Source organism: Lysobacter rhizosphaerae, from assembly GCF_054779795.1.
The window spans coordinates 424,624-448,679 of sequence record NZ_BAAGXO010000007.1; the positions used below are offsets into that span (position 1 = coordinate 424,624).

Genomic DNA, 24,056 nt, shown 5'->3' on the forward strand with positions numbered 1-24,056 from the left:
TCCACGCATGACCACCCAACTCGAACAACTGCGCACCCTGTCGTCCGTAGTCGCCGACACCGGCGACATCGACGCCATTGCCCGCTTCCGACCGCTCGACGCCACCACCAATCCCTCGCTGCTGTTGAAGGCCGCGATGTTGCCGGCGTACGCCCCGCTGATCGATGCCGCGCTCGCCAGCGCCCAGGGCGCCGACGCCCCCGCGCGCCTTGCCGATGCCGGCGATCGCCTTGCAGTCGCCATCGGCGCGGAAATCCTCAGGTTCATTCCCGGACGCGTCTCCACCGAATGCGACGCACGCCACAGCTTCGATGCCAATGCCACGCTCGCGCAGGCGCGCAAGCTCGTCGCGCTCTACCAGGCCCGGGGCATCGGCCGCGAACGCCTGCTGATCAAGATCGCGGCGACGTGGGAAGGCATCCAGGCCGCGCGGCAACTCGAACGCGAAGGCATCCACTGCAATCTCACCCTGCTGTTCTCGTTCGCGCAGGCGGTCGCGTGCGCGGAAGCGGGCGTGTTCCTGATCTCGCCATTCGTCGGCCGCATCCTCGACTGGCACCTTGCCCAGGGCCTGCCAGCGCCGGCCACGCCACAGGACGATCCGGGCGTCGCGTCGGTCACGCGCATCTGGCGCTACTACAGGCGCCACCGCTACGACACCGTGGTGATGGGCGCGAGCTTCCGCAACACCAGCCAGGTGCTGGCGCTCGCCGGCTGCGACCGGCTGACGATTGCGCCGGAGTTGCTGGCGCAGCTCGAAGCCAGCGACTCCGCGGTGCCGCGCGCGCTCAGCGACGACGGCGCCCGCGGCGATGCGCCAGGACAACTCGATGAAGCCGGCTTCCGCTGGCGGCACAACGAGGACGCGATGGCCACGGAAAAACTCGCCGACGGCATCCGTCGCTTCGCGGCCGACCAGGTGAAGCTCGAACAGTTGCTCGCGCAGCGGCAGTGACGCGCGTGGCGACTACCCGCGATTCGACTGCCGGCGATTCGACTGCCGGCGATACGCCGCTCACCCCCGCGCGCCGGCTGCGCAGCATCTTCTCCGGCTCGGTCGGCAACCTGGTCGAGTGGTACGACTGGTACGTCTACAGCGCGTTCTCGCTGTATTTCGCGCAGGCGTTCTTCCCCAAGGGCGACCGCACCTCGCAGCTGCTCAACACCGCCGCGATCTTCGCCGTCGGCTTCCTGATGCGGCCGCTGGGCGGCTGGCTGCTGGGGCGCTATGCCGACCGCCACGGCCGCCGCCGTGCGCTGATGCTGTCGGTGCTGATGATGTGCGCCGGTTCCCTGCTCATCACCTTCACCCCCGGCTACGCATCGATCGGCGTCGCCGCCCCGGTGCTGCTGGTGATCGCGCGATTGCTGCAGGGGCTCAGCGTCGGCGGTGAATACGGCACCTCGGCGACATACCTGAGCGAGATGGCCACGCGCGAACACCGCGGCTTCTGGTCCAGCTTCCAGTACGTGACACTGGTGATGGGCCAGCTGCTGGCCCTGATGGTGCTGATCGCGCTGCAACAGCTGTTCCTCACCGAAGCGCAGTTGCACGCGTGGGGCTGGCGCATTCCCTTCGCCATCGGCGCGCTGGCGGCGGTCACCGCACTGTGGTTGCGGCGCGCCATGCAGGAAACGACGGTCTTCGATCGCGGCGAATACGATGGCGCAGCAATCCGGCAATGCCAGGGCTCCGTGCGCACGCTGATGCAGCATCCGCGCGCCGTCGCCACCGTGATCGGCCTGACCATGGGCGGCACGCTCGCGTTCTATACGTACACGACCTACATGCAGAAGTTCCTCGTGAACAGCGCCGGGCTCGACACGCGTTCCGCCTCGTCGTTGAACGCCGCGACGCTGTTCGTGTTCATGCTCATGCAGCCCGTGGTCGGCGCGCTGTCCGACCGTATCGGCCGGCGTCCGTTGCTGATCGCATTCGGCGTGCTGGGCACGGCACTGACCGTGCCGATCCTGAGCGCGCTGCAGGATGTGCGGACCACGACACAGGCGTTCTGGCTGATCCTGGCCGCGCTTGCCATCGTCAGCTTCTACACCGCGATCAATGCGGTGGTGAAGGCGGAGCTGTTCCCGGTCGAGGTGCGCGCGCTCGGTGTCGGCTTGCCGTACGCCCTGACCGTCGCCGTCTTCGGCGGCACCGCCGAATACGTGGCGCTGTGGTTCAAGAACGCCGGCGTCGAAAGCGGCTTCTACTGGTACGTCACCGCCTGCATCGGCGTGTCGTTGCTGGTCTACCTGTGGATGCCGGAGACGCAGCGCACTTCGCGCATCGATCGCGACGCGCCCCGATAGGCGCCCTGCCTCCGGTGCATGGCATCGCCCTGCCGCACAGACGCCGGTGTTTTGAAACAATGCCCCCATGGACAATGCGCCCGGCCATCCAACTCCCCATGTCGTAATCGTCGGCGGCGGCTTCGCCGGCCTGTGGACCACGCGCGCGCTGGCGCGCGACCAGGTTCGCATCACCCTGGTCGACCGCCGCAACCACCACCTGTTCCAGCCATTGCTGTACCAGGTCGCGACCGCGGGGCTTTCGGCACCGGACATTGCCGCGCCGCTGCGCCATATCCTGCGCGCGCAGCGCAACGTGGAAGTGCGCCTGGGTGAAGTCGTCGGCATCGATGCCGGCGCGAAGTCGGTGACGCTCGGCGATGGCGATGTCCTCACCTGCGACTACCTGGTGCTGGCGAGCGGCGCCACCCATGCCTACTTCGGCCACGCGGACTGGGCCGCGCATGCGCCGGGGCTGAAGACGCTCGATGATGCGCTCGCGATCCGGCGCCGCCTGCTGCTCGCGTTCGAGCGCGCCGAAGCCGCGCAGTCCGCCGAGGAACGCACCGCCTGGCTCAACTTCGCCGTGGTCGGCGGCGGTCCCACCGGCGTGGAACTGGCCGGCACGCTGGCGGAGATCGCGCGCCACACCCTGCGCAATGAATTCCGCCACATCGATCCGGCTGAGGCGAAGGTGCGCCTGCTCGAAGCCGGGCCACGCGTGCTGTCGTCGTTCCCCGAGTCGTTGTCGGCGAAGGCGCGCGCGCAACTCGATCGTCTCGGAGTCGAGGTCGTGACCGGCGTGCCAGTGGAGGCCATCGACGCGGACGGCTACGTATTGGGCGGGCAACGCGTGCCTGCACGCACCGTGCTGTGGGCGGCGGGCGTGGCAGCCTCACCGCTGGGCGCACTGCTCGACGCACCGCGCGACCGCGCCGGCCGCGTGCAGGTCGGCGCCGACCTCAGCGTGCCGGATCATCCGGGGATCTTCGTCGCCGGCGACCTCGCCAGCGTGCAGCAGGACGGCAAGCCGGTGCCCGGCGTCGCGCCCGCGGCCAAGCAGATGGGCGCGCATGTCGCGCGCGTCATCCGTGCGCACCTGCGCAACGAGGCCGCGCCGCCCTTCCGTTACCGCGACTTCGGCAACCTCGCCACCATCGGCCGCATGGCGGCGGTCGTGCACTTCGGCAGGCTCAGGCTCTCCGGCCTGCTGGCATGGTGGTTCTGGCTCTTCATCCACATCTTCTTCCTCATCGGCTTCCGCAACCGCGTGATCGTGCTGGTCAACTGGGCGTGGGCGTACTGGAGCTACCAGCGGCACGCGCGGATCATCCTGGGCGGCGACGCGCCGCGTGAATGATGCGGGCAAAAGAAAACGGCCCGGTTGCCCGGGCCGTTCGTCTTTTCATGCTGCATGCGTTGCTTACGCCGCGAACAACGCCTTCATCTTCTTCAGCGCGTTGGCTTCGATCTGGCGGATGCGTTCGGCGGACACGCCGTATTCGTCGGCCAGTTCCTGCAGCGTGATCTTGCTGTCGGCATCGAGCCAGCGACGCTTGACGATGTCGCGCGAGCGGGCGTCGAGGCCGGCCAGGCCCTCGCGCAACAGCTCGAGCTGGTTGTCCTCGCTGTCCGCGCGCTCGTAGGCCTGAGACGGATCCTCGGCATCGGTGCGCAGGTAGGCGGCCGGCGACGGCGGGGCGTGGTCGTCGTCCTCGTCGGTGGGCGCGTCGAAGCCGATGTCGCGGCCGGACAGGCGCGATTCCATCTCCAGCACTTCGCGTTCGGACACGTTGAGGTCGGCGGCCACGGCGCGCACTTCCTCGGCATTCATCCAGCCCAGGCGGGTCTTGGACTTGCGCAGGTTGAAGAACAGCTTGCGCTGCGCCTTGGTCGTGGCGACCTTGACGATGCGCCAGTTCTTGAGGATGAACTCGTGCATCTCGGCGCGGATCCAGTGCACCGCGAAGGACACCAGGCGCACGCCCTGCTCCGGGTCGAAGCGCTTGACCGCCTTCATCAGGCCGATGTTGCCTTCCTGGATCAGGTCGCCCATCTGCAGGCCGTAGCCGTTGTAGCCACGGGCGACATGGACCACGAAGCGCAGGTGTGAGTGCACCAGGTCGCGCGCGGCGTCGAGGTCTTCTCCGTCGCGGAAGCGGCGCGCAAGCGCCTGCTCGTCTTCGGCGGTGAGCACCGGGATCTGGTGCACCGCGCCGATGTAGGCATCCAGCGAGCCGATTGCGGTCAGGCCATTGAAGGCCGGAACCGGGAGGTTATTGGCGATAAGGGCGGTGTTCTGGGTCATGGCAGGCATCTTAGCAGTCGGGTTATGGGACTGCTAAACCCCTCGGAAGTTCCGGTGCGTTGCATTCATGGAACGCGGTTTGGGCCGTCCCCGGCCCCGGTAGCGGCCGATTTCCGGGCTCAGCCACCGCCGGAACCGCCCGCGCTACCGCTTTCCGGCGCTCCCGGCGCCGGGGAGGCCGGCGGCACCCATTCCGGGGCCGTGGCCATCGGCCGGACATCGTGCCGGGCCGGCTTGCGGCCATTGAACAGATAACCCAGCACGGCGTAGCGGCGGACCAGGAAGTGGTGGAGCGTCAGCGACACCATCGATGCGACTGCCAGGACGATCAGGAACTTGATCCCGGCCGCCAGCGGCACCGACAGCAGCACCGTCGCCATGGCAATGACCGTCACGTGGTGGAACAGATAGATCGAGTAGCTGGCGGAAGACAGGTACGCGAAGGTGCGTGACGGCCGGTTCGCCCATTCGCGGAACAGGGAGAACAGAACCCGCACCACCATCCACCGCAACAAGCCTTCGCCCAGGAAGTACGCGACGCGGAAGACGGAGTCCGCGCGCCCGTAGGTCAGCAGCATCACCGCCGCTCCGCCCACGGCCAGTGCGATCACCAGCCAATCGCGCCGGGCGAACCGGTCGAGCAGCTCCGGACTGGCGCACAGCAACAGCCCCGTCAGGAAGGCGGGAAAGTAGACCAGCAGCTCCGCCGGACTGGCGCTCCCCAGCAGGGGCTCATTCCAACCGGGACCGGCAAACCGGCCCAACATCCCTACCGTCATCGGGGTTGCGACCAGGGCGAGCAGCACCAGGGGCAGGCCCCAGCGTCCACGCAGCCAGGAGGCGACGATCCCATCGGGGTCAGCCAGGCGGCGCAGAAACGGCGTCAACATGGCGACAAGAGCGAAATAGAAAACCAGGGAAACCAGGAACCACAGGTGGGAAACCCAGTGCCCGCCGACCCAGGCGGGCAGCAGCGCGCCCTGCAGAAACCCGGCATCGCCTCCGTCGCCGATCACCAGCCGCACCTGGACCAGGTTGAAGGTCAGCAGCGTCGCCAGCAGCGGGACCAGCACCCGGCGCATGCGGTCGCGCAGGAAGTCCCGCACCGGCCACCGGACCAGCAGGTACATCGCGAAGTAGCCGGCGACGACGAAGAACGCCGGCATCCGGAACAGATGGATGCCGGCCACCAGCCAATCCAGCGCTGGCAGGCGGGCCTGGTCCTTGACCTGCCAGGCGTCCGAGTCGTACGGCCGCGCCGAATGGAGCACCACCCCCAGCAGCATCAAAACGCTGCGCAGCGCATCCATGTAATGAAGCCGTGAGGCCCCATTGCTCATTCGCGTGCCTTTTTGCTTACCGGGGGATATCCAAGCAAACGCGATGCCTAGGCGCATGCGGCCTGATGCGGCGTGATGCGGCCTGAATATGGGACGCCCGCCGCGGCGACCCGCTTAAACGCCTGGGGACGCCCATGCATCTGTATGGCTATGCTCGCCGCCGTGATGCCCATCGAAACCGACCACCCCGACACCGGGGCCGACGACGACCGCGCCCTGGTCGGCGCGGCCGCCCGGGGCGAAGTGGCGGCCTTCGAGGCGCTCTACCGGCGCCACGCCGGCCGCATCCATGGCGTGATCGCCCGGCTGGTCGGCGGTCATGGCGCCCGCGCCGAAGACCTGACCCAGGACGCGTTCGTCCGCGCCTGGCAGGCGCTGCCGGCCTTCCGTTTCGAATCGGCCTTCGCGACCTGGCTGCACCGGCTCGCGGTCAACACGGCGCTGATGGACCTGCGCAGCCGCAAGAGCCGTCCGCAGGACGACGGCAGCGAGGACGCCTTCGACGGACTGGGCGTCCCCGATTCCGCCGGCTACGGCACCGCGCTGTCGATGGACCTGGAGCGCGCCGTCGCCAGCCTGCCGCCGCGCGCCCGCGCGGTACTCGTGCTGTACGACGTGGAAGGCTGGCAGCACGAGGAAATCGCCGCCGAACTCGGCATGGCGGTCGGCAGCTCGAAAGCGCAATTGCACCGCGCCCGCCATCTGTTGCGGACGCGGCTGGAGGCACACGCATGAATACCGGTCACGACAACTCCCACGACAGCAACGACTTCCCCGACGCCCTGCGCTGGCAACTGCGCGCTCTGCGCCAGGACACCACTCCGTCGCACGATCTGTGGCCCGGCATCGCAGCGCGCCTGGCCACGCAGCAGGCGCCGGTGCGCCGGTCGCCACGGTGGCTGGGACCGGTCGCACTCGCCGCCAGCCTGGTCCTGGCCGTGGGCAGCGTGGGCTGGTTCGCCCGCACCGCCGGCGTCACCGCGCCGTCGCAGGCGCAGTCGCCGACCCTGGTGCAACGCGAAGCCGACGGCCTTTCGCGCCAGTACCAGGCCGCATTGCAGGAAGTGCAGGTGCCGATGCCGCCGAGCCTGCAGCCCACGGCCGAGGCGCTGGACCGCGATGTCGCCCTGATCCGCGCCGCACTCACCCGCGACCCCGATTCGGTCCGCCTGCTCGAACAGCTGCGCCGCACCTACGCCCATCGCCTCGCGCTCGCCCAGCGCGTCGCCTACACCTGATCCTTTCGCCTACCTGCTGTTCCGGAGAAGTCCCATGTCCCGCGCCCTCGCCCTGATGACCGTCGGCCTGTTCGCCATCCCAGCGCTGTTCCACGACGCACTCGCCGCGACGCCCATCAACGAAACCCGCGCGTTCGATGCCCGCGGCCACCTCAGCATCGAGAACGTCAAGGGCAGCATCGAAGTGCGGGCCTGGGACCGCCGCGAGGTGAAGATCGAAGGCAGCCTCGGCCAGGGCGTGGAGAAGCTGGAGATCCTCGGCGACGCCCAGCACCTGTCGGTGAAGGTGAAGTACCCCAAGAACGGCGGCCTGGGCTTCTTCTCCGGCAGCGACAAGAGCGAACCCTCGGAGCTGCGGCTGATGGTGCCCTTGCAGGCCGACCTCGACATCGACGCCGTATCGGCCGACATCGACGTCAGCGGCATGGCCTCGGACGAACTCTCCATCGACAGCGTCAGCGGCGACATCAGCGTCGTCGGCGCACCACGCGAAGCGACGATCGACAGCGTCAGCGGCGATCTCAAGCTGATCCTCAACAGCCCGAAGGTCAGCACCGAGAGCGTGAGCGGTGACATCGACCTGCGCGGCCGCCTCAGCGACGAGGTGCACGTGGAAACCGTGTCGGGCGACATCGACGTCTCCGGCCACCAGAGCAGCGTGCGCAAGTTCAGCGGCAACACGGTGTCCGGCGACATGCGTATCGACACCGCATTGACCGCCGGCGGACGCATCGGCCTGGAAAGCGTGAGCGGCAATCTCACCCTGCGCGTGCCCGCGAACCTTTCCGCGCAGGTGCGCGGGGACAGCTTCAGCGGCGACCTCTCCGCACCCGACGTGGAGATCAGCCGGCCCAAGCATGGCCCGGGTTCGAACTTCGAGCACCGCTACGGCAGCGGCGACGGCGAGATATCGCTGAAGTCGTTCTCCGGCGATGCGCGCCTGCAGTTCGACTGAAGTAGTTCGACTGAAGCAGCGCGACGACGCATCCGAAGATGCCGGGCCCCGCCCGGCATCTTCGTTGGCAGCTCCGCTACGCGATCCGCTCGCGCGGCGGCAGCGACCAGTCGATCGGCGCCATGCCGTGTTGCGCGAGGTAGCGATTGGCAGCGGAGAAATGTCCGCAGCCGATGAACCCGCGATGCGCCGACAGCGGCGAAGGATGCGGCGCCTTCAACACCAGGTGCCGGCGTGGATCGATGACCTTGCCCTTGGCCTGCGCATAGGCGCCCCAGAGCATGAACACCAGGTGCTCGCGTTCGCGGTTGAGCGTTTCCACGATGCGGTCGGTGAAGCCTTCCCAACCCTTGCCCTGGTGCGCGCCGGCGCGCCCCTCCTCGACGGTGAGTACGGCGTTGAGCAGGAGCACGCCCTGTTCCGCCCAGTGCCCGAGGCACCCGTGGCCGGGCCGCGCGATGCCCAGGTCGCGCTGGATTTCCTTGTAGATGTTGTCCAGCGACGGCGGTACCGCGACGCCGGGTTGTACGGAAAAGCACAGGCCATGCGCCTGGCCGAAGCCGTGGTACGGATCCTGGCCGAGGATCACCACCTTCACCGCGTCGAAAGGCGTCGCATCCAGCGCGGCGAAGATCTGCGGTCCCGGCGGGAAGATGCGCGCGCCGCTCGCCCTGCGCTCGCGCAGGAACGTCGACAACGCCTGCATGTCGTCGCGCTGCAGGTAGTCGCCCATGCGCGATTTCCAGGAAGGGTCGAGCCGGATGCGTTCGCCGATGTCGTTCATGCGCACAGGATACCGCTGCGCCGCGCGCCGATTACGCGTTACGCGTTACGCGTTACGCGTTACGCGTTACGCGTCGAGCGTGCGCTGCTCCGGCATCTTCGCCACGCGCAGCTGGAACAGCGTCTTGGTCACCAGCAGGCGCTCCTCGATCGGCTTGAGCACGAGATCGTTCGCACCCATGCGCAGCAGCTCGCTCTGGTTGTCCGGATTGGCGTCGCCGGTCATCACCAGCACCGGCAGGCGGCGCTTGCCGTAGCCGAAGTCATTGCGGATCCGGTGGAGCAGGTCGCTGCCTTCGAGTTCGCCCTTGAGGTAGACGTCGGTGAGAACCAGGTCGGCGCCCGGATCGTCGTTGCCGCGGTGCTGCTCGAGGTACTCCAGCGCCTCTTCGACGCCGACGAAGTGCACGACGACCAGGCCGTTGCGTTCCAGCATGCGCTTGGTCGCGAGTGCGACCACCTTGCTGTCTTCCACGTACAGCACCCGGGCGCCCGGGATCGATTCGGGCTGCACGTAGCCGCGGATGAAGGCCGCGAGCGCGCTGTAGCCCAGGCCCTTGTCGAAGTAGTCGGTGACGTCCTCGGTGAAACGTCGCGCTTCCAGTGCGTCCTGGGCATTGCCGGAGACGACGATGATCGGCACATACGCCTGGCCCGACGCTTCACGCACCGTGCGCGCGAGTGCGATGCCATCGCCATCGGGCAGCACCAGCGAAGTGGTGACCAGATTGACCGCGCCCCGCGCCAGCGCGTCGCGCGCTTCCCCGATGCTGCCGCATGCCACGAGTTCGGCATCGGCGACTTCGCGCACCAGCACATCGCCGATCATCTTGCGCACCAGCTTGCTGCCGTCCACCACCATCACGCGTGGCGCGGCCTTGTCGAGGTGGCGCAGATCCTGCGAAGACATGAGATTGCGAGGACGGCGGAGTGGGCGAGTCGCGAGTGTACGCGCTGCCTGCTGCGATTACGCGGCGATGTTGCGACGCCGGTCGGCTTTTCGATCAAGGAATCGCTGAACGAAGTTCGGCGATTCCTGCGGCACCGGGATGTGCCGCACGCGGGCAAGCACGCAAGTGCTTGATCCGCGTAAGCCGGGGTCGAGCTTGGCTCGAGCCCGGCGTGTCTGGAAGATGTCCCGGAGGGACTCTTTCAGACTACTCAAATGTCCGTCGGACGGGTCTGGCGCAGGTAATGACCGGTCACGAAACCGGCGCCGAGCCAGCCCAGGAGACCGGCCACGAGCACGATCGCGGCTGCCTGCGACGGGTCGAACCCGCGCAGGGCGAAGCTGCTGCCGTAGCTGCGCGCGAGTTCGGCGAGCGGCGCGCGCAGGGCGATATCGGTGGCGGTGAGCAGGGCGAGCGCGAACGCGCCCGCCAGCAGCCCGTAGCACGCGCCCAGGTACAGGAAAGGCCGGCGGATGAATCCATCGCTCGCGCCCAGCAGTTGCAGCACGCCGATCTCGTCGCGACGCGACTGGATGTCGAGCCGCACCGTGTTGCCCACGACCAGCAGCGCGCCCAGGCCCAGCAGGCCGGCAAGCACCCACGCCAGGCGCGCGCCGAAACGCAGCCACTGGTCGAGGCGATGGCGCCAGCCAGCGTCGTGCCGGACGACGTCGGCTTCGGGCAGTGCCTGCAGCGATTCCGCGAGCGCGCCTTCATCGCCCGCACCGTTGTCACTGCCTTTGGGCGTCACGATCAACAGGCTCGGCAACGGATTGCCTTCGAGCGCGGCGAGCGCATCGCCGAGGCCGCGCTGGCGCAGCTCTTCGAGACCCTGCTCCGGCGTACGCAGTTCGACCTGCGCGACGTCGCCGCGTGCCTTCAACTCCCCGGCCAGCGCCCTGGCGCGGTCCACGCTGACATCCGTCTTGAGGAACAGGCTGACCTGGCGCGACTGCTGCATGTCGCCGGCAAAACGTTCGACGTTCCGCAGCGTGGCCCACAACCCCAACGGCAGGGCCAGCGCCACCGCCATCACGCCGATGGTGAGTGCGGTCGCCCATGGCTTGCGCAACATGCGACCGAGGCTGGCCACCAGGCTGTAGACGTGGTGGTCGAACCACATGCCGATGCGCGACTGCGCCTTCATGGCGTCGACTTCGATGTTCATTCGGCCAGGTCCTGCGGCGAGATGTCGTCGACGAGGCGGCCCTGGTTGAGCACCAGCACGCGCTTCTTCATGCGCTTGAGCAGGTTGAGGTCGTGGCTGGCGATGAGCACGCTGGTGCCGCGCTCGGGCAGCGAGGCGAACAGGTCGAGGATCTCCGCGGACAGGGTCGGATCCAGGTTGCCGGTGGGCTCGTCGGCCACCAGCAGCTTCGGCTCGCCGATGATCGCGCGGGCGATGCCCACGCGCTGCTGCTCGCCTGCGGAGAGCTGGCCCGGCAGGGCATTCGCGCGCGCGCCGAGGCCGACCTTTTCGAGCACGCTGCGCACGCGCTTGGCGATGTCGCCACGCCGCATGCCACGCAGCACCAGCGGCAAACCGACATTGTCGGCAACGCTGCGGTCGGTGAGCAGGCGGTGGTCCTGGTAGACCACGCCGACATCGCGCCGGTGCAGGGCAATACGACCACCGCGCACCTTGGCCAGGTTGCGCTCGCCGAACAGCACCGCGCCACGGCTGGCGCGTTCACTGAGATGGATGAGCTTGAGCAGCGTGCTCTTGCCGGCGCCGGAATGGCCGGTGATGAAGAGCATCTCGCCCGTGGCGACTTCGAAACTCACGTCGGTCAACGCGTGGTGACCGCTGTCGTAGCGTTTGCTGACGTTGTCGAAGCGCAGGACGGCCATTCGGTCCGGAAGTGCAGCCAGTTCAGCGGCAAGTATCGGGGCCGGACGCGGCGATGGCTAGTCGTTGGCGGGGATAGGCGATAGGCGATCGCCGCCGCCGCATCCCGGCCTGGCCGGGATGCGTGCCGGAGAGTGGCGCGGATCGCGTGCGACCCGCGGCCCCTCAATGCTGCGAACTGGGCGCGCGCGTGACCAGCTTCTTCAGGCCGTGGCCGATGCGGGCAATCAGACCCGGCTTCGCCCCCGCCGCAGCCGGCTTGGCGGCCGGCTTGGCGGCCGGGACGTTCGCCGGTGACTTCGCCACCTGCACGGCACCCTCGGCGCCTTCGATCTTGCGTCCGCCACGACGGCGACGGCGCTTGCGCGGCGCGTGCCCGGCCTCGTTCGCGGCGACATTGGCCGCAGCAGCCGGTGCGGCGTGCGGCGCGGCGGGCGCTTCGGCGCGCGGCGGACGCGGCGCGTGGGCTTCGCCGGGCGCGCGCTCACTGCGCGCACGCGGGGCGCCAGTGCGGGAACCGCCTTCGCGGCGACCGCCGCTGCGGGCACCGTCCTTGCCACCACGGCTGCGGCCACCGCCACGACGTTCTTCATCGGCGGCGCGCTGTTCGCGCGCTTCCTTGAAGATCGCGCCGATGCTTTCGCCGGCCTCGTCGCCCTCGCCACCGGCCGGGACCTCGCGCGGCGCGCGCGGCACGGCGATCAGCAGGTCGGGGTCGACCGCCACGACCGGCAACTTCTGCTCGATGTAGGCCTCGATGTCCGGCAGCGACATCGCATAGCGCTCGCAGGCGAAGCTGATCGCGTCGCCTTCCGCACCCAGTCGCGCCGTGCGGCCGATGCGGTGCACGTAGTCCTCGGCATCGAACGGCAGGTCGTAGTTGTAGACGTGGGAGACGCCATCGATGTGCAGGCCGCGCGCGGCCACGTCGGTGGCGACCAGGATCTCCAGCTGCCCGGCCTGGAATTTTTTCAACAGCGACTCGCGCTTCTTCTGCGGTACGTCGCCGCTGAGCACGCCGACGCGGTAGCCGGCCCTTTCCAGCGCGCGCGCCACACGCTCGACGAACGCCTTGGTGTTGACGAACACCATCGTGCGCGCGCCCTCGGAGCGTGAGAGCAGGCCGATCAACAGCGGCAGTTTTTCCTCGTCGGCCGGGAAGTAGACCTTCTGGCGAACCTTGGCCGCGGTGATGAATTCGGTTTCGACCACGAGCTTTTCCGGCTCGTTCATGTGCTCGTAGGCGAGTTCCAGCACGCGGTGCGACAGCGTCGCCGAGAACAGCAGGGTCTGGCGCGTGGTGCGCTCGGGCATGCGCCGCAGCAGGAAGCGGATGTCCTTGATGAAGCCGAGGTCGAACATGCGGTCGGCCTCGTCGAGCACGCACATCTCGCAGGCGTGCAGGGAGACGACGCGATGCTGCTTGACGTAGTCGATCAGGCGCCCGGGCGTGGCGATGATGATGTCGGCGCCCTTCTGCAGGATTTCGCGCTGCTTGTCGTAGTCGACGCCGCCGTAGACCAGGGCGAACTTGAGGCCCAGGTCGCTGCCGAACTTGACCGCGTCCTTATGGATCTGGATCGCCAGTTCCCGGGTCGGGGCCAGGATCAGCGCGCGCGGGTCTTCCGGCTTGCGCTCGGCCAGGGCGGGACGGGTCAGCAGGCGGTTCATCACCGCCACCAGGAAGGCGAGGGTCTTGCCGGTGCCGGTCTGGGCCTGGCCAGCGACGTCGCGGCCATTCAGGGCCAGCGGCAGGGTCAGCGCCTGGATCGGGGTGCAGCGGGTGAAGCCGGCGGCTTCGAGGCCGGCCAGCAGGGACGGGTGCAGTTCGAACGAGTCGAACGTGATGTCGGTTAGCGGTTTGTCGCTCATGGATTTCTGTGTTTCATCGCGAAGGCCGCGCTGCGTTGGGCAGCGCTTGCATGGGGGCGGCCTGCCATCGCAGACTGCCAGGGCCGGGCTTGCCGGCTCGGTTTGACGTAGGCGCCAGGACTTGAAGCCGGCGCGAAACGCCCCAGTTTAACCCAGCCTGCGGTCCCACCGGTCCGGTCACCCGGTCCGTGGTCCCATTACTTACCCGCCCCGCGCCCCTGCTGGGGCCCCAAGCTCCAGGAGATACGCGTGAGCGACAAAGTGATGCATGTCGGCGATGCCGATTTCGATGCCGTCGTGCTGGGCTCGTCGGAGCCGGTCCTCGTCGATTTCTGGGCTGAATGGTGCGGCCCCTGCAAGATGATCGCCCCGGCCCTCGACGAGCTGGCCGACACCTACGCCGGCAAGGCCAGGATCGTGAAGGTCAACGTCGACCACAACCGCGCCAGCGCGATGAAGTACCACGTGCGCTCGATCCCGATGCTGCTGCTGTTCAAGAACGGCCAGATCCACTCCCAGCAGATCGGCGCGGTGGGCAAGGCCCAGCTGAGCCAGATGCTGGACAAGGCGCTGTAAGGCCTGCGCAGCTGAACCGGTCCGTGGCAACCCTTGCCGCGAACCCGCTGGAACAGGTCCGTGGCTACCCTGCCGCGGACCGCTGAAACAACCCGTAGCCGGCTTTTACCCCTCGCTGCGGCTCGTTCATCATCATCAGGGCTGAACTTGTGCCGCGGCGCGCTTGCCGCGACGCGGCCACGGTGCTAGTTTCGCCCTGCAGGCATGCCGATATGTACTCGGCGCCGCGCCCCTCTTCTCAATGACCCACGTCCCTGACGTCCCGCTCGCAGACCGCGAGCGCTCGCCGCTTAGCGAGGATTCCCTGCTTGTCCGATAACACCCCCGATTCCGGCGAAACCGCCGAGAAGCGCGTGCGCAAGGCACGCGTCGTGAAGGCCGATGCGCCGGCCGCCGCCGAACAGTCCGCCCTGCCCATCCCGCCGCCCGCACCGCGCGAGTCGGCACCGCGAGAATCCGCGCCGCCGCCGGTCGCGTCCTCGGGCGAAGCCGCCCCGGCCGCCGCTGCCAACGATTCCGCGCCTGCCCAGGGCGGCGGTGGCGAGCACGGCCAGCAAGGCCGTGACTTCGACAAGGGCGGTGGTGGCAACCGCCGCGACCGCTTCCGCAACCGCCGCGACCGCCAGCGCGACCGCTACCGCGACGGCGGCATGCAGGACGACGCCGGCGGCAACGAGACTTTCGTCCCGCGCCCGCACCCGCAGGTGCCCGAGGGCTTCCCGGTCTACTCGCTGGGCGACCTCAAGCGCATGCCCGCGAACCGCCTGCTGGACATCGCCGAGCAGCTGCAGATCCAGGAAGGCGTGGCCCGCGCCCGCAAGCAGGACGTCATCTTCGCCGTCCTCAAGGTCCTGACCCGTCACGCTGAAGGCGTCGCCGCCGACGGTGTGCTGGAAATCCTGCCCGACGGCTTCGGCTTCCTGCGTTCGCACGAGGCCAGCTACCTGGCCGGCCCGGACGACACCTACATCTCGCCCAGCCAGATCCGCCGCTTCAACCTGCGCACTGGCGACCACCTGTCCGGCCGCATCCGCTGGCCGAAGGACGGCGAGCGCTACTTCGCCCTGGCCGTGGTCGACACGATCAACGGCGAGCCGCTGGAAGCGTCGAAGAACAAGGTCCTCTTCGAGAACCTGACCCCGCTGTTCCCGCGCCGCAAGTTCAAGCTCGAGCGCGCCGACGGTTCGACCGAGGACATCACCGGCCGCATCCTCGACCTGATGGCACCGCAGGGCAAAGGCCAGCGCGCGCTGATCGTCTCCCCGCCCAAGGCCGGCAAGACGATGATGATGCAGCAGGTGGCCACGGCCATCACGCACAACCACCCGGACGTGCACCTGATCGTGCTGCTGGTGGACGAGCGCCCGGAAGAAGTGACCGAAATGCAGCGCACCGTGCGCGGCGAAGTGGTGTCGTCGACCTTCGACGAGCCCGCCGCCCGCCACGTGCAGGTCGCCGAAATGGTGATCGAGCGTGCCAAGCGCCTGGTCGAGCACAAGAAGGACGTCGTCATCCTGCTCGACTCCATCACCCGCCTCGCCCGCGCCTACAACAACGTCGTGCCCTCCTCGGGCAAGGTCCTGTCCGGCGGCGTCGACGCGAATGCACTGCACCGTCCGAAGCGCTTCTTCGGTGCCGCGCGTAACGTCGAGGAAGGCGGTTCGCTCACCATTATTGCTACTGCGCTGATCGACACCGGCAGCAAGATGGACGAGGTGATCTACGAGGAGTTCAAGGGCACCGGCAACTCCGAAGTCCACCTCAACCGCCGTATTGCCGAGAAGCGCGTCTACCCGGCCATCGACATCAACCGCTCGGGCACCCGCCGCGAGGACCTGCTGATCGAACCCGAACTGCTGCAGAAGATCTGGATCCTGCGCAAGCTGCTGCACGGCATGGACGAGATCGGCGCGATGGAGTTCCTGCTCGACAAGATGAAGACCACCAAGTCGAACGACGAGTTCTTCAGCTCGATGAAGCGCTGAGCCGCCACACCCGGTTCCGCGGCACGCGGTTCCAACAACGACGACGCCGGCTTCGCGCCGGCGTCGTCGTTTTTGCCACCCCCCCGCCACGGGTTTCGGCGATCCGCCGCTTTCCGACTACACTCGGGGCGTTTCCACGCTTCCCGGTCCGCATGCGCAGCAAGAAATCCCGGTCCACCTCCGTCGACATCGCCCATCGTGCCGGCGTTTCGCAGGCGACCGTATCGCGCGTCCTCCGCGGCAGTCCGCTGGTCAATCCGGAAACCCGCGCGCGGGTGCTCGAAGCGGTGCGCGAACTCAACTACAAGGTCGACCATCGCGCCTCGAGTCTGCGCACGCAGCGTTCGGGCACGCTGGCCCTGTTGCTGTTCGAGGACCCGACCCCGGACGAGTCGCACATCAACCCGTTCTTCCTGTCGATGCTCGGTTCGATCACGCGCGCCTGCGCGCGCCACCGGCATGACCTGCTGGTCTCGTTCCAGCAGCTCTCCGACGACTGGCACGCCGATTACGAAGACAGCATGAAGGCCGACGGCCTGATCCTGCTCGGCTACGGCGACTACATGGCCTATCGCTGCAAGCTCGAGCAGCTGGTCGAACATGGCACGCACTTCGTGCGCTGGGGCGCGGTGCTGCCGGACCAGCCGGGCATCTCGATCGGTTGCGACAACTTCCAGGGCGGCCAGCTCGTGGGCGAACACCTGCTCGGCCTGGGACGCAAGCGCGTCGCCTTCCTCGGCCACGCCTCCAACCACTATCCCGAATTCTTCGACCGCTACCGCGGTTGCGACGCGGCGCTGCAGAAGGGCGGCGCATCGATGCACGCCGACCTGCAGGTCGACGCCGAGAGTTCGGAGGAAGCCGGCTATGCCGCGGCGCTGGCGTTGATGGAACGCGGACGCCCGTTCGATGCGCTGTTCGCCGCCAGCGACCTCATCGCGATCGGCGCGATGCGCGCCCTGGTCGAGCACGGCCGCCACGTGCCGTGGGACGTCGCGGTGGTCGGCTTCGACGACATCCCGATGGCGCGCGTCGCCAGCCCGCCGCTGACTTCGGTGATCCAGGACACCTCGCGCGCCGGCGAACTGCTGGTGGAGACGCTGCTCAAGCGGGTCCGTTCGGAGCCCGTCGACAGCGTGATGCTGCCGCCGTCGCTGGTGGTCCGAAGGTCGAGCACCGTCGGCTGACCGCCTGCTCCCTCCGCGACGCGAAGGGAGCCGCCATGCCTCAACCGCGCGGGTGTGCGCCGTCGCGTGCGCGCGCCAGTGCCGCACGCAACGCCGGCTGGGTCACCGTCGCATCGAGGACGTAGACCTCGACGCCGTGCGCCGGCACGGTCGCCTGCAACGCGCCGCCCTCGGCGACATCGACGTCGCCACCGCCTAGCGCCACATGCCAGCGCCCCGCCTGCAGCAGGTCCGTGACCGCGAACGCCGCCGGCGCCGTGCCCTTGTTGAGCAGCACCAGTGCGATCTGGTGCGTGTCGCCCTGCTGCAGTACGCGATAGAACGCGGCGCGTTCGCCCTGCATCAGCACGTTGACCTGCAATCCGCGCTGCAATGCCGGCGTGGCCGCGCGCAGGGAGCCGATGCGCTTGAGCGACTGGTAGATCGCGCTGCGCGGTGCGGCGTCGATGCGTTCCTGGCCGAAGTAGTTGCGGTTGCCCATGTGCTCGGCGGTGCCACGCTCGAAGCCGGTCTCCGAACCGTAGTAGATGACCGGGATGCCGCGCGTGGTGAACAGGAAGTTGTTGGCGTCGATGAAGCCGTCATCGCTGGCGTCGAGCCGCGCCATGTCGTGGTTGTCGTAGAAGGTCATCAGCTCGTACGGGTTCTGGTACGGGCCGTCCTCCAGGTACAGGCGCTCGGCGATGCGTTCGAAGCCGCCGCCTTTGCGCCCGAAGACTTCCGCCACGCGCTCCTTCAGTGGGAAGTCGAGCACGCTCACGCCGGCGTTGCGCGGCAGAGTGTGCGCGGCGATGGTCGCGGCGTCGTAGTCGAAGGCCTCGCCGAACATGAAGAAGCCCGGGTGCTTCGCGCGGATCCGCGTGGTGAAGGCATGCCAGTACGCATGCGGCATCCACGGGATCGTGTCGATGCGGAACGCGTCCGCGCCCTGGTCGATCCACTGCGAGTACGCGCCGACGAAATATTCCAGTACCTGCGGGTTGTTCTCGTTGATGTCCGACAGCTGCGCCAGCCCCGGATGCGTGTTGTAGAACGCATGCAGCGGGTTGTGCGCGGGATCGAGCTTGTCCGGAGCCAGGTTCTGGTGGTCGGCGAGCAGCTTGCCGTCCTTGCCGTAAATCTCGCCGAACTTCGGCTGGTCCGCCGGCATCGTGTAGGACGGCGAGCCGTGGTTGCAGACGATGTCGAGCACCGTCTTCAGGCCGTGCTGCTTCAGGCCCTTGGTGAGGCCGGCGAAATCGAGGTTGGCGCTGGGCAGGTGTTCGTCGAGCTTGTAGAAATTCACGCCCCAGTAGCCATGGAAGCCGGTCTTGCCGCGGTCGGTGAACATGCTGCCCCAGGTCACCGGATCGCCGCCGGTAAAGGCCTCGTCAGGTTGGTCCACGATCGGCGTTACCCACACCGCTCCGAAACCCATGCCGCGGATGTAGTCGGCGTTGTCGAGCAGGCCTTTGAAGTCGCCGCCGAGGTAGCCGATGTTGTCGCTGTGCCCCGCCGGTGCGCCGGGTACCGGACGGTCGAACGTGTGGTTCGGCCCTGCCGCCTGCTCGCGCTGGTCGTTGCCCGGATCGCCGTTGACGAAGCGGTCGGTGAGGACGAAGTACACCGCGTTGGCCGCCAGCGGTTCGGCGGTGCCGATGTAGTCGTTCGCGCTCGCCGCCTGCTCCGCCCGCGGCTTCGACGCATCGGTGGCCGGCGACGGCGCAGCGGCTTCACGCGCACATCCGGCGAGCAGCAGGGCACAGACCACCGTGAGCAGGCGACGTTCCATGTGCGGATTCCTCACGGATTGGCCGCCGCGACGGCTGCATGGGGCGCGGGCTCGCGCACGCGCAGCACGCACAACCCGGCCACCAGCAGGCTGATGCCACCGATCACCAGCGCGTAGATCGGCTGGCTGCCGAAGAACACTTTCAGCAGCACGCCGAGCAGGCTCGCCGCGACCAGCTGCGGGATCACGATGAAGAAATTGAAGATGCCCATGTACACGCCCATCTTCTGCGCCGGCACGCTGTCGGACAGCAACGCATACGGCAACGACAGGATCGAGGCCCAGGCAAAACCGACGCCGACCATCGACAGCAGCAGCCATTGCGGATCGCGGATGACCGCGAACGACAGCAGGCCCAGGCCGCCGAGCGTGGCGTTGATCAGGTGGCTGATGCGCAGGCCCCAGCGCTTCACCATCCACGGAATCAGTACCGCCGCCAGTGCGGCGAAGCCGTTGTAGGCGGCAAACAGCACGCCGACCCAGTTCGCGCCTTCGTTGTATGCGGCCGTGGTCGTGTCGGCGCTGCCGTAATGCACGCTTGTCACCGCGCCGGTGGTGTAGATCCACATCGCGAACAGCGCGAACCAGGAGAAGAACTGGACCACGGCGAGCTGCCGCATCGTCGGCGGCATGTCGTAGAGGTCGTCCATGATGTGGCTGAAGGCGCCCTCGCCCTGCCGCAGCGAACGCAGCAGCAAGGCGACTCCGTAGGCGGTGAGCAGGCCGGCGAAGATGTACAGCTGCCGATCCCAGCCGCCCAGCGCCACGGCGATGACGCCGATGCTGCCGGCCAGGAGCCAGGCCAGGGCATTGCGGCGCACGCGCGTGGCATCACGCGGCCGGCGCGCCAGCGGTGGCGCCTCGTCCCACGCATGCAGTTTGTCGGGCGGATATTCGCGGGTGCGCAGCACCGTCCATGCGATCGCGAGCAGCAGCACGGCGCCGCCGGCATAGAAGGCATAACGCACGGTGTCGGGCACTTCGCCCGGGCCTGCGGTATTCGACACGCCGTACTTCGCCAGCAACCACGGCAGCAGGCTCGCCACCACCGCGCCCACGCCGATGAAGAAGCTCTGCATCGCATAACCGCTGGCGCGCTGCCGGACCGGCAACTGGTCGCCAACGAAGGCGCGGAACGGCTCCATCGAGATGTTGATCGACGCGTCCAGCATCCACAGCAGGCCCGCCGCCATCCACAACGCCGACACGTTCGGGAACAGCAACAGCGCGATCGAAGCGAGCACCGCGCCGACCATGAAATACGGTCGCCGGCGTCCCAGTCCCGTCCACGTCCGGTCGGACAGATAGCCCACGATCGGCTGCACGATCAGTCCGGTCAGTGGCGCGGCGATCCACAGGCCCGGCAGGGTGTCCATGTCGGCGCCGAGCGTCTGGAAGATGCGGCTGACGTTCGCGTTCTGCAGTGCAAACCCGAACTGGATGCCGAGGAAGCCGAAACACATGTTCCAGATCTGCCAGAACGACAACTGCGGCTTCCCGTGGGCGATGCCCCCACCCTGCTGCGCGGCGCTTTGCTTCATCTGGTTTCCTTGAACTTTGGTGGCACGCATCGTAGTCAGTGCCCGCACTGCACAATGAAATGTAATCGTATTCAAGCGTCGCCGTGACCATGCGCCCACACGCCGGGTACCGCGGCGTGGAATAGTCGCGGCTCTGACGGAATTGGGGCCGAGGGCCGATGGCGACGAACCGCTGGTGGCGTGGCGCGGTGATCTACCAGATCTACCCGCGCAGCTTCCTGGACACCAACGGTGACGGCGTCGGCGACCTGCCGGGGATCGTCGACAGGCTCGATCATGTCGCCAGCCTCGGCGTGGACGCGATCTGGATCTCGCCGTTCTTCAAATCGCCGATGGCCGACTTCGGCTACGACATCGCCGACTACCGCGATGTCGACCCGCTGTTCGGCACCCTGGCCGACTTCGAGCGCCTGCTGGCGAAGGCGCATGCGCTGGGCCTGCGCGTGATGATCGACCAGGTACTCAGCCATACCTCGATGGAACATGACTGGTTCAGGCAGAGCCGCGAGAGCCGCGACAATGCGCGTTCCGACTGGTACGTGTGGGCGGACGCGAAGCCCGACGGCACGCCGCCCAACAACTGGCTGTCGCTGTTCGGCGGGATGGCGTGGACGTGGGAACCGCGACGCGGTCAGTACTACCTGCACAACTTCCTGTCCTCGCAGCCCGACCTGAACTTCCATAACCCGTACGTGCGCGCCGCCACGCTCGACAACGTGCGCTTCTGGCTCGACAAGGGCGTCGACGGCCTGCGCCTGGACGCGATCAACTTCTGCTTCCACGACGCGCAACTGCGCGACAACCCGCCCAAGCCGGCGGAACTGCGCACCGGGCGTGGCTTCAGCCCCGACAACCCGTACGCATTCCAGTACCACCACTACAACAACACGCAGCCGGAAAACCTGCAGTTCCTCGGCGAGCTGCGCGCGCTGCTGGACCGCTATCCCGATGCGACCACGCTCGGCGAGATCTCCTCGGAGGACTCGCTGGCGACCATGGCCGAGTACTGCAACGACCAGCGCCTGCACATGGGCTACAGCTTCGAGCTGCTGACCGACGACTTCAGCGTCGCCTACATCCGCGGCACGGTCGAACGGCTCGAAGCGACGATGACGGAAGGCTGGCCGTGCTGGGCGATCTCCAACCACGACGTGCGGCGCGCGGTGACGCGCTGGGGCGGCGCCGGCGCCAGCGGGACGTTTGCCGCCCAACTGGTGGCGATGGTGTGCTCGCTGCGCGGCTCGGTGTGCCTGTACCAGGGCGAGGAACTCGGCCTGCCCGAGGCCGACGTGCCGTACGAGGCGCTGCAGGATCCCTACGGCAAGACGTTCTGGCCCAACTTCAAGGGCCGCGACGGCTGCCGCACGCCGATGCCGTGGAACGACTTGGCGCAGGCGGGCTTCAGCGACGGCAAGCCGTGGCTGCCGATTCCCGCCGACCACATCGCGCGCAACGTCGCCGCACAGGATGCCGATCCGCACTCGGTGCTCAACGCCGCACGCGCCTTCCTGCGTTGGCGCCGGACACAACCGGCGCTGCGCGAGGGCGCGATCCATTTCCTCGATACATCCGAGCCCGTGCTGGCCTTCGTGCGCGAATGCGATTCGCAACGGCTGCTGGTCGCCTTCAACCTGTCGGGTGCCGCGATCGATATGCCCTCGCCGGTCGACGTGCGCGTGCAGGCGATCACCGCGCCAGGCGTCGCCAACGGCCGTACCGCAAGCGACGTGCTGCAGCTACCCGCGCATGGCGCGTTCTACGCCACGCTCGATTGAGGCGCCGCGCATGCGATCAGGCCGGCACCGCCACGGCGCCGGCCGCGCAATGCTTGGCGATGAATTCGGCATGCGATGGCATGGCCGCGACGCAGGCCTCATGCACGCCGCGCACGCCAGTGACCATGCGACTGACTTCGTCGTGCGGCAGCGTGTCAACCATCGGGTGATAGCTGCGCGGCATCACGCCTTGTCCCAGCAGCACCTGGACCCAGCTCGACTCGGTGAAGAGTTCTTCGTGCTCGCGGAACAGGCGGCCGTGGCTGCGGAAGAGCTCGATCTTGGCTGCCAACGTATCGGGGATGGCCATCTCCCTGCACTGGCGCCAGAACGGCCCGGGGCGTTCGTTGGCGATGTAGTGCAGCACGATGAAATCGCGGCTGCGCTCGTATTCGAACTGCACCTGCCGGTTGAATTCGTCGATGTCGACCTGGTCGAACCCGGCCGACGGGAAGAAGGCAACCAGCTTGGAAATGCTCTGCTGGATGAAGTGGATGCTGGTCGACTCCAGCGGCTCCATGAAACCGCTGGCCAAGCCCATCGCCACGCAGTTGCGGTTCCAGAAGCGTTTGCGCATGCCGGTAACGAAGCGCAGCGGTCGTGGATCGGCCAGCGGTGCGCCGTCGAGGCTGCCGAGCAGGATCGACGCGGCTTCATCGTCGCTGATGTGGTCGGCGGAATAGACCATGCCGTTGCCGATCCGGTGCTGCAGCGGAATGCGCCACTGCCAGCCGGCCTTGCGCGCGGTCGAGCGCGTGAATGGGGTCAGCGGGCTGACCGATTCGCAGGGCACGGCCATGGCGCGATTGCACAGCAACCAGTGGGTCCAGTCTTCGTAACCGGTATGCAGCGCCTGCTCGATCAGCAGGCCGCGGAAGCCGGAGCAATCGATAAACAGATCGCCGCCCACGACTTCGCCGCTTTCCAGCACTACTGCTTCGATGAAGCCGTTCTCGCCGCGCAGGCGGGTCTGCGTCACCTTGCCCTCGGTGCGGCGCACTCCCCGCGCCTCGGCATGGCCGCGCAGGTACTTGGCATAGAGGCCGGCATCGAAATGGAAAGCGTGGGCGATGGTGGAGAGCGGCGAGTTCGGAATCGCCACCGCGCGCATGAACTTGTTCTGCCGCGCGGCGATGCTGTTGAAGGTGTAGTCGCCCAGTTCGCCCGCTGCGCCAGCCTGGTGCAGCTTGAGCCAGTACTGGTAGAACGGCACCACGCCGAGGGGACGCCCGCCGATCCCGCCGAACGCGTGGTGGTAGGAGTGGCCCGGGCGAAACCAGTCCACGAACTCGATTCCGAGCTTGAACGTGCCCTGGGTCTTGCGGATGAAGTCGTCTTCGTCGAGGCCGAGCGCCTGGTTGAACAGCTGGATCTGCGGAATCGTGGCCTCGCCGACGCCGACGATGCCGATCTCGTCGGATTCGATCAGGCGGATGTCGACCTGACCCTGCAGCAACTTGGACAGCGCGGCCGCGGCCATCCAGCCGGCGGTGCCGCCACCGACGATGACGATGTTGCGGATGCGTGGCTCGGTCATCGCCTGTTTTTCCATTGCAGTGTCGTGGACGGCCAGCATGCCGTCGACGGGCGCCGCTACCAAGAGATCTGCATCCCATGAACGCTGATTACGATTTCAG

General features: G+C 67.7%; 20 protein-coding genes. 10 read left to right on the forward strand and 10 right to left on the reverse strand.

Going from position 1 to position 24,056, the window contains the following annotated elements; all coding sequences use genetic code 11:
* Positions 1-7 precede the first annotated feature (7 nt).
* The 3 genes from tal to ACYVGE_RS11075 all read left to right on the forward strand — a co-directional run bounded on the left by tal (position 8) and on the right by ACYVGE_RS11075 (position 3,649).
* On the forward strand, positions 8-955 hold the full coding sequence (gene tal / locus ACYVGE_RS11065; protein ID WP_460729853.1) for a transaldolase: 948 nt from the start codon (positions 8-10) through the stop codon (positions 953-955).
* A 5-nt stretch (positions 956-960) separates the two neighbouring features.
* Positions 961-2,310 carry an MFS transporter gene (locus tag ACYVGE_RS11070; protein ID WP_460729855.1) on the forward strand — a complete coding sequence of 450 codons (1,350 nt, stop codon included), beginning with the start codon at positions 961-963 and terminating at the stop codon, positions 2,308-2,310.
* Between the two features lie 67 nt (positions 2,311-2,377).
* Positions 2,378-3,649 (forward strand): NAD(P)/FAD-dependent oxidoreductase, encoded by a 1,272-nt coding sequence (locus ACYVGE_RS11075; protein WP_460729857.1) that lies wholly within the window; start codon positions 2,378-2,380, stop codon positions 3,647-3,649.
* A gap of 63 nt (positions 3,650-3,712) precedes the next feature.
* Here the strand turns inward: ACYVGE_RS11075 and rpoH are convergent, their stop codons facing one another.
* Together rpoH and ACYVGE_RS11085 are read right to left on the reverse strand one after the other, a co-directional pair.
* Positions 3,713-4,597 (reverse strand): RNA polymerase sigma factor RpoH, encoded by an 885-nt coding sequence (gene rpoH, locus ACYVGE_RS11080; protein ID WP_310054453.1) that lies wholly within the window; start codon positions 4,595-4,597, stop codon positions 3,713-3,715.
* A 119-nt stretch (positions 4,598-4,716) separates the two neighbouring features.
* Positions 4,717-5,907 carry an acyltransferase family protein gene (locus tag ACYVGE_RS11085; RefSeq protein ID WP_460729859.1) on the reverse strand — a complete coding sequence of 397 codons (1,191 nt, stop codon included), beginning with the start codon at positions 5,905-5,907 and terminating at the stop codon, positions 4,717-4,719.
* 180 nt (positions 5,908-6,087) lie between these two features.
* Between ACYVGE_RS11085 and ACYVGE_RS11090 the strand changes: the two genes are divergently transcribed.
* From ACYVGE_RS11090 to ACYVGE_RS11100, 3 genes are read left to right on the forward strand one after another with little or no spacing between them, the layout of a single operon-like run.
* A complete protein-coding gene (locus ACYVGE_RS11090; RefSeq protein ID WP_460730565.1) occupies positions 6,088-6,672 on the forward strand; it encodes an RNA polymerase sigma factor in 585 nt (194 codons plus the stop codon).
* Positions 6,669-7,175: a hypothetical protein gene (locus ACYVGE_RS11095; protein ID WP_460729861.1), complete on the forward strand. Its 507-nt coding sequence runs from the start codon at positions 6,669-6,671 to the stop codon at positions 7,173-7,175. The genes ACYVGE_RS11090 and ACYVGE_RS11095 overlap by 4 nt, the downstream gene beginning before the upstream one ends.
* Positions 7,176-7,209: 34 nt before the next feature.
* Complete coding sequence (locus ACYVGE_RS11100; protein ID WP_460729863.1) at positions 7,210-8,130, forward strand: DUF4097 family beta strand repeat-containing protein; 921 nt, start codon at positions 7,210-7,212, stop codon at positions 8,128-8,130.
* Between the two features lie 76 nt (positions 8,131-8,206).
* Here ACYVGE_RS11100 and ung read toward each other — a convergent pair whose 3' ends face one another.
* The 5 genes from ung to rhlB all read right to left on the reverse strand — a co-directional run bounded on the left by ung (position 8,207) and on the right by rhlB (position 13,584).
* Complete coding sequence (gene ung / locus ACYVGE_RS11105; protein WP_460729864.1) at positions 8,207-8,914, reverse strand: uracil-DNA glycosylase; 708 nt, start codon at positions 8,912-8,914, stop codon at positions 8,207-8,209.
* A gap of 66 nt (positions 8,915-8,980) precedes the next feature.
* Positions 8,981-9,823, reverse strand: coding sequence for a response regulator (locus tag ACYVGE_RS11110; RefSeq protein WP_460729866.1), 843 nt, complete (start codon positions 9,821-9,823; stop codon positions 8,981-8,983).
* Between the two features lie 251 nt (positions 9,824-10,074).
* Positions 10,075-11,031 (reverse strand): permease-like cell division protein FtsX, encoded by a 957-nt coding sequence (ftsX, locus tag ACYVGE_RS11115; protein WP_460729868.1) that lies wholly within the window; start codon positions 11,029-11,031, stop codon positions 10,075-10,077.
* Positions 11,028-11,714, reverse strand: coding sequence for a cell division ATP-binding protein FtsE (gene ftsE, locus ACYVGE_RS11120; protein WP_460729870.1), 687 nt, complete (start codon positions 11,712-11,714; stop codon positions 11,028-11,030). Before ftsE ends, ftsX begins: the two co-directional genes overlap by 4 nt.
* Before the next feature lie 163 nt (positions 11,715-11,877).
* Positions 11,878-13,584, reverse strand: coding sequence for an ATP-dependent RNA helicase RhlB (gene rhlB, locus ACYVGE_RS11125; protein WP_460729872.1), 1,707 nt, complete (start codon positions 13,582-13,584; stop codon positions 11,878-11,880).
* Between the two features lie 249 nt (positions 13,585-13,833).
* Here rhlB and trxA point away from each other — a divergent pair, with 249 nt between their 5' ends.
* The 3 genes from trxA to ACYVGE_RS11140 all read left to right on the forward strand — a co-directional run bounded on the left by trxA (position 13,834) and on the right by ACYVGE_RS11140 (position 17,332).
* Positions 13,834-14,160 carry a thioredoxin gene (gene trxA / locus ACYVGE_RS11130; protein WP_310054471.1) on the forward strand — a complete coding sequence of 109 codons (327 nt, stop codon included), beginning with the start codon at positions 13,834-13,836 and terminating at the stop codon, positions 14,158-14,160.
* Between the two features lie 308 nt (positions 14,161-14,468).
* On the forward strand, positions 14,469-16,145 hold the full coding sequence (gene rho, locus ACYVGE_RS11135) for a transcription termination factor Rho (protein WP_460729874.1): 1,677 nt from the start codon (positions 14,469-14,471) through the stop codon (positions 16,143-16,145).
* Positions 16,146-16,297: 152 nt separating this feature from the next.
* A complete protein-coding gene (locus ACYVGE_RS11140; protein WP_460729876.1) occupies positions 16,298-17,332 on the forward strand; it encodes a LacI family DNA-binding transcriptional regulator in 1,035 nt (344 codons plus the stop codon).
* 40 nt (positions 17,333-17,372) lie between these two features.
* Here the strand turns inward: ACYVGE_RS11140 and ACYVGE_RS11145 are convergent, their stop codons facing one another.
* A complete protein-coding gene (locus ACYVGE_RS11145) occupies positions 17,373-19,103 on the reverse strand; it encodes an alpha-amylase family glycosyl hydrolase (protein WP_460729878.1) in 1,731 nt (576 codons plus the stop codon).
* An 11-nt stretch (positions 19,104-19,114) separates the two neighbouring features.
* On the reverse strand, positions 19,115-20,644 hold the full coding sequence (locus ACYVGE_RS11150) for an MFS transporter (RefSeq protein WP_460729880.1): 1,530 nt from the start codon (positions 20,642-20,644) through the stop codon (positions 19,115-19,117).
* A 158-nt stretch (positions 20,645-20,802) separates the two neighbouring features.
* Here ACYVGE_RS11150 and ACYVGE_RS11155 point away from each other — a divergent pair, with 158 nt between their 5' ends.
* Entirely contained in the window at positions 20,803-22,419 is a 1,617-nt protein-coding gene (locus tag ACYVGE_RS11155) for an alpha-glucosidase (RefSeq protein WP_460729882.1), read from the forward strand.
* Between the two features lie 16 nt (positions 22,420-22,435).
* On the opposite strand, the gene ACYVGE_RS11160 is transcribed toward ACYVGE_RS11155, so the two are convergent.
* Complete coding sequence (locus ACYVGE_RS11160; protein WP_460730566.1) at positions 22,436-23,956, reverse strand: tryptophan halogenase family protein; 1,521 nt, start codon at positions 23,954-23,956, stop codon at positions 22,436-22,438.
* Positions 23,957-24,056: the final 100 nt, after the last annotated feature.

Bases quoted from the DNA above. Each gene is read 5' to 3' on its own strand.
- tal (WP_460729853.1), top strand. From the start codon at position 8: ATGACCACCCAACTCGAACAACTGCGCACCCTGTCGTCCGTAGTCGCC.
- ACYVGE_RS11075 (WP_460729857.1), top strand. From the start codon at position 2,378: ATGGACAATGCGCCCGGCCATCCAACTCCCCATGTCGTAATCGTCGGC.
- rpoH (WP_310054453.1), bottom strand. From the start codon at position 4,597: ATGACCCAGAACACCGCCCTTATCGCCAATAACCTCCCGGTTCCGGCC.
- ACYVGE_RS11085 (WP_460729859.1), bottom strand. From the start codon at position 5,907: ATGGATGCGCTGCGCAGCGTTTTGATGCTGCTGGGGGTGGTGCTCCAT.
- ACYVGE_RS11090 (WP_460730565.1), top strand. From the start codon at position 6,088: ATGCTCGCCGCCGTGATGCCCATCGAAACCGACCACCCCGACACCGGG.
- ACYVGE_RS11095 (WP_460729861.1), top strand. From the start codon at position 6,669: ATGAATACCGGTCACGACAACTCCCACGACAGCAACGACTTCCCCGAC.
- ACYVGE_RS11100 (WP_460729863.1), top strand. From the start codon at position 7,210: ATGTCCCGCGCCCTCGCCCTGATGACCGTCGGCCTGTTCGCCATCCCA.
- ung (WP_460729864.1), bottom strand. From the start codon at position 8,914: ATGAACGACATCGGCGAACGCATCCGGCTCGACCCTTCCTGGAAATCG.
- ACYVGE_RS11110 (WP_460729866.1), bottom strand. From the start codon at position 9,823: ATGTCTTCGCAGGATCTGCGCCACCTCGACAAGGCCGCGCCACGCGTG.
- ftsX (WP_460729868.1), bottom strand. From the start codon at position 11,031: ATGAACATCGAAGTCGACGCCATGAAGGCGCAGTCGCGCATCGGCATG.
- ftsE (WP_460729870.1), bottom strand. From the start codon at position 11,714: ATGGCCGTCCTGCGCTTCGACAACGTCAGCAAACGCTACGACAGCGGT.
- rhlB (WP_460729872.1), bottom strand. From the start codon at position 13,584: ATGAGCGACAAACCGCTAACCGACATCACGTTCGACTCGTTCGAACTG.
- ACYVGE_RS11140 (WP_460729876.1), top strand. From the start codon at position 16,298: ATGCGCAGCAAGAAATCCCGGTCCACCTCCGTCGACATCGCCCATCGT.
- ACYVGE_RS11145 (WP_460729878.1), bottom strand. From the start codon at position 19,103: ATGGAACGTCGCCTGCTCACGGTGGTCTGTGCCCTGCTGCTCGCCGGA.
- ACYVGE_RS11150 (WP_460729880.1), bottom strand. From the start codon at position 20,644: ATGAAGCAAAGCGCCGCGCAGCAGGGTGGGGGCATCGCCCACGGGAAG.
- ACYVGE_RS11155 (WP_460729882.1), top strand. From the start codon at position 20,803: ATGGCGACGAACCGCTGGTGGCGTGGCGCGGTGATCTACCAGATCTAC.
- ACYVGE_RS11160 (WP_460730566.1), bottom strand. From the start codon at position 23,956: ATGACCGAGCCACGCATCCGCAACATCGTCATCGTCGGTGGCGGCACC.